The organism is Enterobacter sp. N5-15 (assembly GCF_057221635.1).
In genome coordinates this window covers 967,563-982,068 of record NZ_CM170150.1, presented here as the reverse complement: position 1 = coordinate 982,068, position 14,506 = coordinate 967,563, and the positions used below count along the sequence as shown (strand labels likewise).

Annotated in this window: 10 protein-coding genes; 6 read left to right on the top strand and 4 right to left on the bottom strand. The window is 48.8% G+C overall.

What is annotated here, in order from left to right; genetic code table 11:
* The first annotated feature begins 6 nt into the window (after positions 1-6).
* The 6 genes from AC2TE5_RS04550 to catA all read left to right on the top strand — a co-directional run bounded on the left by AC2TE5_RS04550 (position 7) and on the right by catA (position 6,935).
* A complete protein-coding gene (locus AC2TE5_RS04550) occupies positions 7-1,149 on the top strand; it encodes an HlyD/EmrA/EmrK family protein (protein ID WP_063145266.1) in 1,143 nt (380 codons plus the stop codon).
* Positions 1,150-1,162: 13 nt separating this feature from the next.
* Positions 1,163-2,707, top strand: a complete 1,545-nt coding sequence (locus AC2TE5_RS04545) for a DHA2 family efflux MFS transporter permease subunit (RefSeq protein ID WP_484612732.1) — start codon at positions 1,163-1,165, stop codon at positions 2,705-2,707.
* A gap of 49 nt (positions 2,708-2,756) precedes the next feature.
* Positions 2,757-3,053 (top strand): hypothetical protein, encoded by a 297-nt coding sequence (locus tag AC2TE5_RS04540; RefSeq protein WP_484612731.1) that lies wholly within the window; start codon positions 2,757-2,759, stop codon positions 3,051-3,053.
* Between the two features lie 697 nt (positions 3,054-3,750).
* On the top strand, positions 3,751-4,245 hold the full coding sequence (locus AC2TE5_RS04535; protein WP_213330003.1) for a putative pterin-binding protein: 495 nt from the start codon (positions 3,751-3,753) through the stop codon (positions 4,243-4,245).
* A gap of 17 nt (positions 4,246-4,262) precedes the next feature.
* Positions 4,263-6,194 (top strand): putative bifunctional diguanylate cyclase/phosphodiesterase, encoded by a 1,932-nt coding sequence (locus AC2TE5_RS04530; protein WP_484612730.1) that lies wholly within the window; start codon positions 4,263-4,265, stop codon positions 6,192-6,194.
* A 63-nt stretch (positions 6,195-6,257) separates the two neighbouring features.
* Positions 6,258-6,935 carry a type A chloramphenicol O-acetyltransferase gene (catA, locus tag AC2TE5_RS04525; RefSeq protein WP_484612729.1) on the top strand — a complete coding sequence of 226 codons (678 nt, stop codon included), beginning with the start codon at positions 6,258-6,260 and terminating at the stop codon, positions 6,933-6,935.
* A gap of 168 nt (positions 6,936-7,103) precedes the next feature.
* Here catA and AC2TE5_RS04520 read toward each other — a convergent pair whose 3' ends face one another.
* Genes AC2TE5_RS04520 through AC2TE5_RS04505 form a run of 4 tightly spaced genes read right to left on the bottom strand, consistent with a single transcriptional unit; the run spans position 7,104 to position 14,478 of the window.
* Positions 7,104-10,235, bottom strand: coding sequence for a type I restriction endonuclease subunit R (locus AC2TE5_RS04520; protein ID WP_484612728.1), 3,132 nt, complete (start codon positions 10,233-10,235; stop codon positions 7,104-7,106).
* On the bottom strand, positions 10,235-11,410 hold the full coding sequence (locus AC2TE5_RS04515; protein ID WP_484612727.1) for a DUF4268 domain-containing protein: 1,176 nt from the start codon (positions 11,408-11,410) through the stop codon (positions 10,235-10,237). The genes AC2TE5_RS04520 and AC2TE5_RS04515 overlap by 1 nt, the downstream gene beginning before the upstream one ends.
* The gene (locus AC2TE5_RS04510) at positions 11,403-12,779 is read right to left on the bottom strand and encodes a restriction endonuclease subunit S (RefSeq protein ID WP_484612726.1); all 1,377 of its coding nucleotides are present in this window, start codon (positions 12,777-12,779) and stop codon (positions 11,403-11,405) included. Before AC2TE5_RS04510 ends, AC2TE5_RS04515 begins: the two co-directional genes overlap by 8 nt.
* Positions 12,769-14,478, bottom strand: a complete 1,710-nt coding sequence (locus AC2TE5_RS04505) for a class I SAM-dependent DNA methyltransferase (protein ID WP_484612725.1) — start codon at positions 14,476-14,478, stop codon at positions 12,769-12,771. The genes AC2TE5_RS04510 and AC2TE5_RS04505 overlap by 11 nt, the downstream gene beginning before the upstream one ends.
* Positions 14,479-14,506: the final 28 nt, after the last annotated feature.

Genomic DNA, 14,506 nt, shown 5'->3' with positions numbered 1-14,506 from the left:
AATAAAATGAGTCATTCTGCAGCTATTGAAAATCAAAATATTGAATCATCCGATATCAAAAAGAAAAAAAGAAAACGTTTATTCTCTTATCTTGCATTAAGCATCGCGCTGGCTGGCGCAGGCTCGTTCGTCTATTGGGAATTAGTGGGTTCCCGATATGTTGAAACCGATAACGCCTATACCGATGTTGAGTCCGCTCAGCTCTCTTCCGCGATCACCGGTACGGTCAGTGCCATCCTGGTCACGGATTCTCAGGTGGTAAAAAAAGGCGATGTTCTGATCCAGCTGGATCCTACTGACGCAGAGTTGGCCCTTAATCAGGCGGAAGCAAACCTGAACCTGTCCATCCGGCGGGTAAATGGATATAAGGCCACCGACACAAAACTCGGCGCAGAAGTTGTCGCGAATGAAAAAGAGCAAAAACGCCTGCTGGCCCAGGTTGATGCCGCAAACGCTGACTTCCAGCGCGCGACGGTTGACCTCAAGCGACGCGAGGCGTTAATGCAGACGGGCGCGATTTCAGGCGACGAACTGACGCGTATTCAAAACGTTTATGCTTCCGCACTGGCAAACCTGAATGCCGCTAAAGCCGCCGTGGCGCAAGCTGATGCCGCGAGACAGGCGGCGGTGGGTGCAAGACAGGCGAATGCCGTGATGATTGAGGATGCAAATACCGAGACCAACCCTGAAGTTGCTCTCGCCAGAGCGAAGCGCGATCAGGCCAGACTGGATCTGGAAAGAACCGTGATCCGTTCGCCAGTCGATGGCGTGGTTGCTCGTCGCCAGGTCGAGCTTGGACAGCGTGTCCAGCCTTCCACGCCGTTATTGTCCGTGGTGCCGGTGCAGCAAATTCACGTCAATGCCAACTTCAAGGAAGTTCAGCTCCAGCATGTGAAAGTGGGACAGAAGGTGGAACTGGTGAGCGATCTGTATGGCGACAACGTCCCATTCCATGGAACCGTTGAAGGCTTTGATGGCGGCACCGGCGCAGCGTTTTCAATTATTCCTGCGCAGAACGCAACGGGTAACTGGATTAAGGTTGTTCAGCGTTTACCCGTACGCATCAAACTCAATGCTGATGAGCTTGCTGCACATCCGTTGCGGGTTGGTCTGTCCATGAAAGCGACAGTTAACTTAAAAAGTGAATAACGGAAGCCAGGCCATGTCTACATTAGTTATCGATAATGAGCCGCCTTCGCTGAAAGGCGGTATGTTATGGATTGGTGCCCTGGTACTTGCAATGGCTAACTTTTTAGCTGTGCTCAACATGACCATTGCAAACGTCACTCAACCCAACATGGCTGGCGCCCTGGGCGCAGGAACCAGCCAGGGAACCTGGATCATCACGGCCTATGCCGTGGCTGAAGCCATTACGGTGCCGCTATCAGGATGGTTAACCACACGGTTCGGCGGCGTGCGCGTTTTCTGCGTTTCCGTGTTCATGTTTGGCGTTTTCTCGTTGCTCTGTGGCCTTTCCACCTCGCTGGGAATGCTGCTGCTGATGAGGGTTTTTCAGGGCATGGCGGGAGGCCCCCTGATGGCCTTATCACAAACGCTACTGCTGCGTATTTTCCCGAAAGAAAAATCCATGCAGGCGACGGGATTATGGGCGATGACAACATTGCTGGCGCCCGTAATAGGCCCGGTTCTGGGCGGATGGATTTGCGATCATTACAGCTGGTCGTGGGTGTTTATCATCAACGTTCCGATGGCCATCGCTTTCGCATTGGTCGCGTGGTCAGTACTGAAAATCTTCGAAGATACGCTGGTTAATAACTCTATTGATATCGTTGGGTTTATTTTATTGGTTATCTGGGTGGGTGCCCTGCAGATCATGCTGGATGAAGGGAAAGACCTTGACTGGTTTGCCTCAGAAGAAATTTGGGTTCTGGCGATTGTGGCCTGTATCGGCTTTTTAAGTTTCTGCATCTGGGAGCTGACCGCTGAGCATCCGATTGTCGATATCAGAGTTTTTCGCCATCGCGGTTTTTCGGCCAGCATGTTTGTTCTCGCACTCGCGTTTGGATGTTTTTTTGGTCTGAATGTCCTCACGCCGTTGTGGCTACAATATAACTTAGGGTATACAACAACATGGGCAGGGATTGTGGTTGCCTGGGGCGGGCTTCTGCAGGTGGTATTTTCTCCGGTTGCCGCTAACCTCTCCAACAAAATCGATCCGCGCATTCTTATTTTCTTTGGCTGCGCCTGGCTAGGTCTCGATACCTTCTGGCGATCCTATGCGACGACCGATATGGACTACTGGTCCATCTGTGTTCCTTTGCTATTCATGGGCGTTGGCATGCCGTTGTACTACGTCCCGATTACGGGGCTTGCAATGGGCTCTGTAGATGAAACGGAAATGGCTTCAGCAGCGGGCTTAATGAACTTTGTTCGAACGTTATCGGGTGCGTTTGCTACATCGCTCGTGACGACGTCATGGCAGGACCAGCGCTATATAGCACATGACAAACTGGCGTCCGTCGTCGACCCAACTGGCGATCTTTCGCATTACATCAGTTCAGCGCCTCAGCAAGGTGGGCAATTTGTGCGCGAGCTTTTTGACAAGATGGTTAACAGCCAGAGCATGATGCTTTCGACCAATAATCTGATGATGTCGATTGGCGTGATATTTTTTATCGCTGCATTTGCGATTGCATTAGCACCGAAACCTTCGCGCGTAGTCGATGCCGCTTCTGTAGGACACTAATATTTATTCAGCACAAGGACGTGAGTATCATAAAAACAGAGAAAATCTGATGGACAGTAAATCATACACGCCGGGCAGCCGGGATATTCTGTATAAGAAAATATTCCTTTCAATTTCCGAAATGAAATACCTTGAAAGAGAAATTAAAAAGTTCAGCTGGTTAGAACGCACTTTGTTAAGGAAAAAAGAGTTCTCTACAATGCAATATCACAAAAATAAATGTGACAGCAACTTCTTTAGATTTGTCAACAGTGGACAGGACAACCAGAATACGTTAGTTCATATCCTTGAACAATTACCTGAGAATCACCCTGACCGAACATGGCTGACGGGCTTCCTGCTTTGAACATACCAGGTGAGTGATATAATTAGCGAGATACCGGAAAATAGCAGGTTGAAGGAAAGAAAAAAGTGGACGCTTCTCAGTGGAAGAAGCATCCAAAAACAGGCAATTATTCAGACACAGATTGAAACCGTAAACTGACGATCTCATCGATAATATCTCACAACCCCTTCTGTTCATTATTTACATTTTCTGCCATCGCATAAGAAAAAACTCAGCCCGCAGGCGGTCACCTTTTTAGCGCGTTTGGTGGCCTGGGCAAAACGGCAGAACAGTATTCGTCCATTCAGGCATAGCGTAGCCTATGCCTCCTCGCTCAAGATGAGCAAATTTTGCACAGACAGACAGTACCGGCAGCGTCACTTCCGCCAGGGTTAAACCCGCTAAGGGCTGACGCTGAGCGTTTGCACGCTGGCCGTTTTCATCATCGGTAAAATCAGTGGTATGAGATAATAACAATCAATAAAAGCGATCGTTTTTTAAACACAAGAGAGGTTATGCAAGCAGCTTTAGCTTTTCTCAAAAATTTGAGCGTCCTTAGACCGCCAAACACGCTGGCATCACAACGACCCAACATACTGATTTTATTGAATTTATATCAATAAAAACTATAAAAGGCCTTGCTGTTCAACAAAATATATAAACTAGTGTGATATCTAAATTATAATTCTTATACTTCTGTTAAAAAGTGGAGGCCAAAATGCGATTAACCCTACTGCTGTTATGCTGTCTGGTACAAAGTGTAACCTGGGCTGGCGATCTGCCAAAACCAGTTGGTAAACCCATTTTAACGATTTACGGTAATATAGAAAATACGAATGAAAATGGAAAAGCAGTGTTTGATCTCGCCAGCCTTGAAAAACTGGGCATGGTGAGTTTCGAGACTACATCCCCCTGGTATAATGGACGTACTAAGTTTGAGGGTGTTCCAATGAACAAACTCATGGATTATGTGGGTGCGAAGGGTACTAACATTAATGTTATTGCGCTCAATGATTACTCTACCGTGATCCCTCTCAGTGACTTCAAAAAATACAACGCCATACTTGCCTTAAAGGTCAATGGCGAATATATGCGCATCCGCGATAAAGGTCCATCATTCATTGTATACCCCTATGACAGTCTTCCTGAGTTGAATAATCAGATTTATTACTCGCGATCAGCATGGCAGGTTAGCAAAATGAAGATTGAGTAGCCGTTCAGGAGAACATAATGAACAGGATACTGGTTGGTATCATTTTTTCTCTTTTTATCACGACAGGATATATTGCATTTCTTGTTTACGATCGTCAGCAGGAATTGCAAAAACTGACTCAATACACTGAGTCCTGGTCCGTGGCACAACTGGTATCAGAGTATTACCGTTTTGAATCATGGCTTGGTCTATACGCAACCGATACCGATGACGTTACGATAGACCAGGTCCGCATGCGTCTCGAAATTATGCTCAGCCAGGGCGATTTAATGAAGGGGGGCGATTTAGGTCGCTATATTAACAGCGATAAAACGCATCAGGAGCTCGCTTTACGCTTAGAGCAAATACTGACCTATCTGGATAGCCATCTTGAAAACATGAGCCATCCTGAGTTACAGGCATACCTGACAAATATGCATGCTCTCGATGCACCGCTGAGCCAGCTCTCTGCAACAGCATTAACGAAAGATATTAACACGGTTAATGAATCCAACCATAAAATACAGATCCTTTACTATATTTATTCCGCACTTTCATTACTTTTGGTGATATTAAGCTTTATTCTTGGCTTCTTAATGATCTACCAGAATAAAAACATTCTCAAAGCACACATGCAGGTTAAAAGCCTTGCTGACGAGCTTCAGATATCAAAAGAAAAGCTGCAAATTCAGAACTCGAAGCTGGAGTATGATGTTTATCATGACTCCCTCACCGGCATGAAAAACCGTCTTTTCTTCTGGGACGATCTCAACAAAATTAATCTTCAGGCAGATAAAAACCACATCCCCGTCACGGTGATGTTATTTGATTTAGACCGGTTCAAAGAGGTCAACGATACCTATGGCCATGATGCCGGCGATTTGCTGTTGAATCAGGTATCCAGACGACTCACCTCAATGAGCAGCGCCACGGATACATTTTACCGTTTGGGCGGAGACGAGTTTGCCCTTCTGTCCAGTGGCCTCACCGAAACAGCAGCCGTTTCGCGCGCCAAAGAAATCAGCGAACACATCAGCCAGCCCTATACGATTAATAACCAGCTGATAAAAATCGCCACCTGTGTGGGTATCGTGTTATCTGATAATGAACGGCGCTCTGATTATCTTTATAAATTTGCCGATCTGGCGCTCTACGAAGCCAAAAAAGAGGGTTCACAGCAGATAAAAGTCTTCCGTCAGTGGATGCTGCAAAAGTTGCAGGAAAGCAGAACCCTTGAACATGATATGGCACTGGCGATCGATAACCATGAATTCGTTGTTTATTACCAGCCTATTGTCGATTCATTCAGCAATGAAATTTACGGCTATGAAGCGCTTATTCGCTGGATACACCCGGTGAAGGGGATACTGTCACCTGATTACTTTATTTCTGTCGCTGAAAAAACGGGGATGATTAATCAGATCGGCAAAAATGTGCTTGAGCTTGCCTGCCGGGAAGCGGTTTCCTGGGCCGTTCCGGCAAGGATCTCTGTGAACGTCTCACCCATTCAGCTGGGCACGAAATCATTTACGACGATGGTACAGTCCATCCTGAAGGAGACAGGACTTCCGGCCAGCCGACTTGAGTTAGAAGTTACGGAGTCTTCGCTCTTCAGTGACAGCAATACGCCGCTCACTATTCTCAAAAAGCTCAGAACGCTGGGTGTAAAAATTTCTATCGATGATTTCGGAACGGGTTATTCGTCGCTCTCACGACTGAGTGAACTGAATTTTGATAAAATTAAAATCGACAAATCCTTTGTGAACCCGATATCCACGCAGGATGATGCCCTCAATATCGTTAAATTGATAACCGGCATGGCGAAGAGCCTCAATATGAGGGTCATTGCGGAAGGTGTTGAAACCGAAGCGCAGCTTGAACGTCTTCAGGCGCTTGGCTGCGATCTCGTGCAGGGATACCTGTTCGGAAAACCACAGGCTGAGATTGACAGGAAGATTAGATACGGTTGAAATGGTTGCGCGGCTTTTGCTGGCCCAAAACCCTTTAGGCGATTGATAATCAAAGGTTATAAAATGAAAAAAACAGTCCCGGACTACACGCCTGTTGATTTATCTCGTTGGCCAAGGAAAGAGCATTTTGAGGTATTCCAGTCATTCGCTGAGTGTACAATTAACCAAACGGTTTTGATCGACATTACCGCGCTGCGAAAACATATCAAAGAGGTCGGCTGGAAGTTTTACCCGACGATTATTTTCCTCCTTTCTAAAATCATGAACCGGCATCCGGAATTCCGTATGGCCATGAAGGACAATGAGCTTGTCGTATGGAATGAAATCCATCCAAGCTATACCATTTTCCATCCTGAAACGGAGACGTTTTCGTCACTGTGGAGCCACTTCGACGGCAATATTCAGCACTTCCAGAATACGTATGCAGAAGATGTTGCACGCTATGGCAATAACCTTTCTTACTGGCCGAAGGAAGAGTCCCGAGAAAATATCTTTTTCGTCTCGTCTATTCCCTGGGTAACGTTTACGAACTTTACGATGAACATTGCGCACATGAAGAACTTCTTTTCACCTATGTTCACGTTTGGAAAATACTACGAGCAGGACGGGAAAGTGTTGTTGCCTGTGGCGGTGCAGGTCCATCACTCGGTGTGCGATGGTTTCCATGTGGCAAGGATGTTTAATGAGTTGCAGGAGATGTGTGATGGTTTGTCGGGGCTGTCAGAGGAACTTAATGGTTAATACGCCAGGAATGGTGAAAACTTCCTTTTATAGGGAGTGAGCATTGAATTACTCACTTTGATGTGGTGGACAGGTAAAAATATAAAAGACCGGCTGTTGCCGGTCTTTTATTAGGTATGTCGTTTGGAACAATTTCACGCTTCAGGTTTAACGGAGGGAGATACATCGCTATGACGTCCAACTGTTCGACACCACTTCCGCCTGCTTCAAAATGAGCTCCACAGCGCCCGCGGTTTTATCCGGCGGATATTTGTATTTACGCAGCGTCTGGCGCACCAGAATACGCAGCCGCGCACGCACGCTTTCACGTACCTGCCAGTCTACGGTGGTGGATTTACGCAGTTGCCGCGTCACCTCAATAGCCAGCTTTCTGAGCGTTTCATCGCCCAGTTCACGCACCGCACTTTCGTTTTCCGCCAACGCATCGTAGAAGGCGATTTCATCCGGGTTTAGGCCAAGCGCATCATCGCGTGCCATCGCTTCCTGGAACGCTTTCGCCATCTGGATCAGCTCTTCAATCACCTGTGCGGTTTCAATCGCCCGGTTATTGTATTTGAGCAGCACGGCTTTTAGGCGGTCGGAGTATTTCTTCTGCTGCACCACGTTATTACCTGAACGTGCATGAATGCCGTCATTCAGAAGTTTTTCCAGCAATTCCACTGCCAGGTTACGCTGCGGCATCTCCCGCACTTCCTCCAGGAATTCATCGGACAGCAAACCGATATTGGGTTTATCTAACCCGGCCAGGGCAAAAACATCCTCAACACCTGTAGCGACAACCGCGTTATCCAGGATCTTGCTCAAGAGTGAGTTTTTCTCTGACTGGCTAAATTTTGCCTTCGGATCAAGTTTGATAAGCCCCACTCTGACCGCCGAAAGGAACGCGAACTCCTCCTGTAAGGCTTCGGCTTCATCAAGGGTGTTACAGAGCGACCAGGCTTTACTCATCGCCAGTGAAACGTCGAGGTAGCGTTTTTTACCGTCATCCAGACCCAGAATGTAGTTCACTGCATCGCGTAAAAACGCTAATGGATCGCGCGAAAAGCCTTCATAGCAAAAGCCGGGTTTTCCTGCTGAGGGTGCGAACATCCCATGAATGACGTCGATTTTTTCCAATAGAATGGCAAAGGCTTCGCGGGCATCCACCGTAGTCTGCCCTTTCCCTTTCGAATCCGTGTAGGTTTTTAGCGCCTGCTTCAGTTCGTTGGCAATACCGATGTAATCCACCACCAGCCCGCCAGGCTTATCGCGGAACACGCGGTTAACGCGCGCAATGGCCTGCATCAGGTTGTGACCGCGCATCGGCTTGTCGATATACATGGTGTGGCAGCACGGTGCATCAAACCCGGTCAGCCACATATCACGAACAATCACCAGCTTCAGCGGATCGTTCAAATCCTTAAAGCGAGCTTCAAGACGCTTTTTGGTCTGCTTGTTATAGATGTGCGGCTGGAGATGATCTTTATCAGATGCCGAGCCGGTCATGATGACTTTGATCGCGCCTTGTTCAACATCCGTGCTGTGCCAGTCCGGACGGATCTCTGTGATGGCGTTGTAGAGCTTCACGCAGATATCACGGCTCATAGCGACAATCATCGCTTTACCGTTCATGGCCGCATTGCGCGTTTCAAAGTGCTGAACCAGATCGGCAGCAACCTGTTTGATGCGAGGCTCTGAACCTACCAGCTTTTCCAGACGGCTCCAGTCACCTTTAGTTTTCTCCTGCTGGCCCGTCTCTTCATCTTCCACCAGCTCATCCACCTGGTCGGAGAGCGTTTCCAGCTCCTCATGGTTCAGGTCGAGTTTTGCCAGACGGGATTCGTAATAAATCGGTACCGTCGCGCCGTCATCGACCGCATCCTGAATGTCGTAGATAGAGACGTAATCACCGAACACGGCACGGGTATCTTTATCTTCAGACGCAATCGGCGTGCCGGTAAAGCCCATAAACGAAGCGTTCGGCAGCGCGTCGCGCATGTGTTTGGCGTAACCGTATTTGTAGGCCCCGGTTTCGCGGTCCAGCGTGGCGCTCAGGCCATACTGGCTGCGGTGCGCTTCATCGGAAATCACCACGATATTGCTGCGCAGGTTGAGGGCCGGATGGCTCTGCTCGTTGTCCAGCGGCGCAAACTTTTGCACGGTGGTAAAGATTATACCGCCGGATTCACGGGCATTGAGGAGCTCGCGCAGCTCGTCGCGGTCGTTAGCCTGTAAAGGCGTTTGCTTCAGTAAATCCTGCGCCTGGCAGAAAGTCGCGTAAAGCTGCCCATCCAGATCGTTACGATCCGTCACCACCACGATGGTCGGGTTGTTCATTTCCGCCTGTTGAAGCAGCTTTCCAGCGTAGCAGCACATGGAGATACTTTTGCCGGAACCCTGGGTATGCCATACCACGCCTGCTTTTTTACTTCCGGGGGTAATGTTGCTGCGCAACGGCAGATGTTTGCCGGTAGACGCCACAATCGTGGCCGCAACCGCCTCACGCACCGCGTGGAACTGATGGTAGGCGGCAATCTTCTTGATCAGCCGTTTGCCGTCAGACTCAAACAGAACAAAGTAGCGAATGTAATCGAGCAGAAGCGCACGGTTAAAGAAGCCCTTCACGACGGTTTGCAACTGCCAGTCAAACTGTGGCTTATCGTCTTCGTTAGCGACGGTTTTCCATGGCAGGAAGCGCTCTTCATCAGCGGTCAGCGAGCCGATACGCGCATTCTGCCCATCGCTCACCACCAGCGCTTCGTTGCAGATAAACAGGTCGCTGAGTTCGTTTTTATAGGTTTGCAGCTGGTTAAACGCGGCCCAGATATCGGCATTGGCATCAATTGGGCTTTTAAGCTCAATCACCGCCACCGGCAGGCCGTTGATATAACCAATAATATCCGGACGACGAACCTGTTTTATCCCCTGAATAGCCACCTGATTCACAACCATAAAGCGGTTATTGCCGGGATGGTTGAAATCCATCAGCAGCGCTTTGTCATGAACCGTCTTATCTTCGCGCTTGTACTCGACGGGCACACCGTCGAGCAGCAGGTGATGGAATGCTTTATTGCTGACGACCAGATCCGGGCTTTCGGGGCGGGTAATACGCAGTATCACCTCTTCCAGCACGGAAACAGGGAGATGGGGATTGATGGTTTGCAGCTGCTCCAGCATCACCGGACGCAGAAACACATCATGAAATGAGGCACGCAGCGGGTTGTCGCCATCCGGCGCGATATCGGGCCCGTGCAGCACTTCCCAATCCTGTTCAGCAAACCATTTCAGGCATTGCTGTTCTAAATCGTCTTCGCTCAGCATTACTCTTCCTCTCCCTCGGTGATCATACCGGTCTGTTTCAGCTCAATCGCCAGTTCCAGCAGGCTCGGACGGATCGCTTTTTCCAGACGGTTCATGCTATCCATCATCCAGTCGATAATGGCAGGCCAGATCTCTTTATTGCCGCCGTCAAACGCCTTTGAACAGACGATCTGGCAGCTTTTTCGCTCTGGCAGTAAACGCCAGTCAAGCGGCTCGCCAAACAGCAATTCAATGTGCGTTTTGCGTTCCTGAAGTCGTTCAAATAACCAGGTATTTTCCAGCGCATCCCCGCGAGAAATATTGAGCTGCACACGAGCGTCTTTCTGGGAAAAGATCAGTTCAAACGGCACGCCGCTAACGCCCGACCCGGCAGCCAGCCAGTGATCGGTTGAGGGTGCGCGGTTGTTAAACAGTGAACAAGGGCTGATGCGGAATTTTTCCAGCGCCATCGTCCAGAACTCGCGGCGCAGATAATGGCGCTGCTGCAGTTCGCTACTGCTGGAAGTGGACTGTTCTTCCGCCTCTTTCTGCGCCATGCCGATCATGTACGACTCCGCTTCAGGGGTTGGGATAACCTGGCGGATATCGACAAACACATCTTCACCGAAACGATACGGCGTGACTTTGAAGCACTGAACCCGGATACCAAACTGCATCAGCCACAGCGCGGTATTGGTGACCTCTTTGCGGAAATTGGCCGCGACCATGATGACGCGCTGGGTGCCTTTACGGTTGAGAACCCCTTCTTTCAGGCTTTCCCAGCCCATAAATTCGGCGATGACCTCTGCCGCCTGACGGTTCTCGTTGGGCTCATATTGGTCAAGATAGAGCTGGAAGATCTCAACTACACTCTCCTGGCGTAGGTTAGCGCAGTAGCCGGCATATTTCAGGGCCTGCCAGACGACGTCACGCCCGGAATCATCGAGCTTGTTCTCGATGATCACCAGGTTGCCTTTTTTATCGAGTGCCAGGAGATCGAGGCGCTCTTTGGTGTCGTCAAAGCCGGCGAACTCTTTCTGGATAATCAGCAGTTCATCATGGCTTTCACGGGTTAACGCCTGCGGATTCTTTGCCAGCCACTCCTGCAAATGATCGCGCTCTCGAAAGCCGAGGCTGCTGAACGATACTTCTTGCAGGGAGTGCAGGCTGTTGGTCGGCGTATCGACTTTATACATTTTCCGCCTCGCTTACCGCCTGCTCGGCTTCCGGCAGGGTGATTTCACCGGAAAGGAGTTTGGGGAGAAGGGTGTCGCGGATTGTAGTCAACGTTGCTGTTGACAAATTATTTTTCTGAATCATATTCCTGATAGTCAAAATATGATTATTGAATTTATTCAAAATGGATTGAATCGGTTTCAGTACTTCTAGTCGATAGACATTATCTCGGTTTAATCCAGGCACTGCCGCATCAGTATTCATACTTGAAAGATTTAACGTTTTCATAAGATAATATAGGTAACTTAGTGGGACATCATCTTTATTAGAAACGTAATAAACAGTATCAATTGGATGGAACTTTCCATCCTCCCAATACAGAGTACCGATAGAGCCTTTTCTGCCAACTATAATGCTTGGACCTTCAACGAGATAACTGATGTGTGAGCCAGTGATGCCACCTGAACCATAAACTGAATAAGGTCCTTCTATACGTTCTGTTTTTTTAAGCGCTTTTCCGTAATGAAGTGTTGCGATATTAGACAATCGCTGTGAATTCCATCCCTCAGGAATCCCCCCCAACTCACTATCCTGCATAACATACGGAAACAGCTCTGCCGTGGCTTTTAACTCGGCATATTGCTCAGGGTGTTCACGCTCAAAAACCACCAGCGCATCAGCCTCTTTCCCGGAAATCGCCGTCATAGCGGCAAGCGTCGCGTCTTCCTGCGAACCTCCCGCTTCCAGTACTGACATTTTGGCTTTTACAGGTTCAAAATCAACAAACCAGCTTTTGAAAAGGGCTTGCGCCATTTGTTCCAGGGTTTGGTTAAGTTTACGATTTACGCTAATTTTAGCATCTAGTGAATTTAGAATATCAGAAATTCTTTTTTGTTCGTCTAATGGAGGTAAGTCAACAATGAACTCCCCAATATTTTTAACGGGAACTCGAGCCTGATTAGCACTTCCTTGAGCAACATTAACAACCCATTCGGAAAAGGATTTCGTCTTCAGTAAATAGTAAAGGTAATTTTGTTCTACCTTATCACCAGGTATAATGCAACATGTATTTTGGTTTTGAATCGCGCCATGAGCACTCATAGGTGCTCTGACAACTTTACCGACAACTGATGACCAATTCGGGGGCCAAGATCCAACTGTAGCTATTAAAATATCATGAACTTTTAATTGATGAGTTCGCCATTTAATAGCATGTTCAGCATCAACTTTTGTAACGCCAAAAACATCTATAGAATCATCAGTAAAATTTGAAACTTTTATTAAATCCACCCCAGATTTAGAATCCGTAAAAAACATTTGCTTTATTGCAGCACCATTACGAAGTTGTACAATTTCGTTTAGCTTGAATAATTCTCTTTTATTCTCCATAACCCAGTCCCCCCAGATTCGCCTTAATCTGCACTTCCAGCTTCGCGCTCTCTTCCAGTTGATCTTTCAGCTGTGCCGTCAGTCGCGCCATCTTCTCGGCAAAGGGTTCATCGTCTTCATCTTGCTCTGCGGCACCGACATAGCGCCCAGGGGTCAGCACAAAGTCGTTTTTCTGAATATCTTCCAGCGTTGCGGAGAAGCAGAATCCGGCTTCGTCTTCGTACTCTTTATCCGTCTGCCAGGCGTGGAAGGTATCGGAGATTCTGGCGATATCTTCGCGGCTGAAATCACGCAGCACGCGATCTTTCATAAAGCCAATCTGGCGGGCATCGATAAACAACACTTCGCCTTTGCGGTGCGCTTTGCCATTACCGCCGGTTTTGTCTTTGGTCAGGAACCAGATGCAGGCCGGAATTTGGGTGTTGGTAAAGAGTTGCCCAGGTAACGCCACCATACACTCCACCAGATCGGCTTCGATCAGGTTGCGGCGGATCTCACCTTCGTTGTTGGTGCTGGAACTCATCGAGCCGTTAGCCAGCAGCAGCGCCATCGAACCTTTCGGGGCCAGGTGGTGGATCATGTGCTGCATCCACGCAAAGTTGGCGTTACCCTGCGGCGGAGTGCCGTATTTCCAGCGCACGTCGTTTTCAAGCTTCGCGCTCCACCACTCCTTCATGTTGAACGGCGGGTTAGCCATCACGAAGTCGGCGCGCAGATCCGGGTGCTGGTCGTCCAGCAGGGTATCGGCGTTTTTGCTGCCGAAGTTAAAGTCGATGCCACGGATTGCCATGTTCATCGCCGCCAGTTTCCAGGTGGTCGGGTTGGATTCCTGGCCGTAGACGGAGATTTTCTGTTTCTGCTCGGCGGCGTTGTACTGTTTTTCGCCCGCGTGCTCTTCAATAAAGCGGTCGCTGGATACGAAAAATCCACCTGAGCCCATCGCCGGGTCATATACACGGCCGTTGTAAGGCTGGAGCATTTCGACAATCAGGGTAACGATGCTTTTTGGCGTGTAATACTGGCCGCCTTGTTTGCCTTCCGCCAGCGCGAACTGACCGAGGAAATATTCGTAGACGTGGCCGAGAATATCTTTGCTCTTTAAGTTGAGCTTCTCGCCGTTATATTCCGGATTGCTGAAGTTGGCATCAGAGAAGGTATTAATCAGCCCGGTTAACACCTCGTTGCCCAACTGATACTGGCTGATGCGGTTCAAAATGCCTTTCAGCTTCGGGTTGGTTTTTTCGATTTCATCGAGCGCGTTATCCACCAACCAAGACACGGAACGCAACGTCACATCCTTTCCGGTGGTTTCATCTACCCACAGCACGGTGCCGGTTGGCAGCATGGCTTTGTTTTTCAGTGTGTCCCAGCGCGCAGCTTTCGGTACCCAGAAGATGTTCTTTTCGGTGTAGTAATCTTCCACCTCCAGTTCATCGGCAATCGCCTGTGCGTACTCTTCGTCGGACTCATAATCCTCCCGCGACATGGCGTAGATGTTGTCCGGGTTACCGACATCGCGGAACAGGGTGATGAGCTCCTGCTGACGGGCCTCAAAGGCATCGGACACATACTTCAGGAAGATGAGCCCCAGTACCACATGCTTGTAGTTGGCGGCATCCATATTGGCGCGCAGCTTGTCGGCGGCCTTCCAGAATTTATTATCCAGCTCGTTCAGGAACTGTTGTTCGGCGTTGTTCATGAAAATCCTCGAGGTCGATCGCAGCGAA

Excerpts from the sequence above, each read along its gene's own strand:
- AC2TE5_RS04550 (WP_063145266.1), top strand. The coding sequence starts at position 7 with ATGAGTCATTCTGCAGCTATTGAAAATCAAAATATTGAATCATCCGAT.
- AC2TE5_RS04545 (WP_484612732.1), top strand. The coding sequence starts at position 1,163 with ATGTCTACATTAGTTATCGATAATGAGCCGCCTTCGCTGAAAGGCGGT.
- AC2TE5_RS04540 (WP_484612731.1), top strand. The coding sequence starts at position 2,757 with ATGGACAGTAAATCATACACGCCGGGCAGCCGGGATATTCTGTATAAG.
- AC2TE5_RS04535 (WP_213330003.1), top strand. The coding sequence starts at position 3,751 with ATGCGATTAACCCTACTGCTGTTATGCTGTCTGGTACAAAGTGTAACC.
- AC2TE5_RS04530 (WP_484612730.1), top strand. The coding sequence starts at position 4,263 with ATGAACAGGATACTGGTTGGTATCATTTTTTCTCTTTTTATCACGACA.
- catA (WP_484612729.1), top strand. The coding sequence starts at position 6,258 with ATGAAAAAAACAGTCCCGGACTACACGCCTGTTGATTTATCTCGTTGG.
- AC2TE5_RS04520 (WP_484612728.1), bottom strand. The coding sequence starts at position 10,235 with ATGCTGAGCGAAGACGATTTAGAACAGCAATGCCTGAAATGGTTTGCT.
- AC2TE5_RS04515 (WP_484612727.1), bottom strand. The coding sequence starts at position 11,410 with ATGTATAAAGTCGATACGCCGACCAACAGCCTGCACTCCCTGCAAGAA.
- AC2TE5_RS04510 (WP_484612726.1), bottom strand. The coding sequence starts at position 12,779 with ATGGAGAATAAAAGAGAATTATTCAAGCTAAACGAAATTGTACAACTT.
- AC2TE5_RS04505 (WP_484612725.1), bottom strand. The coding sequence starts at position 14,478 with ATGAACAACGCCGAACAACAGTTCCTGAACGAGCTGGATAATAAATTC.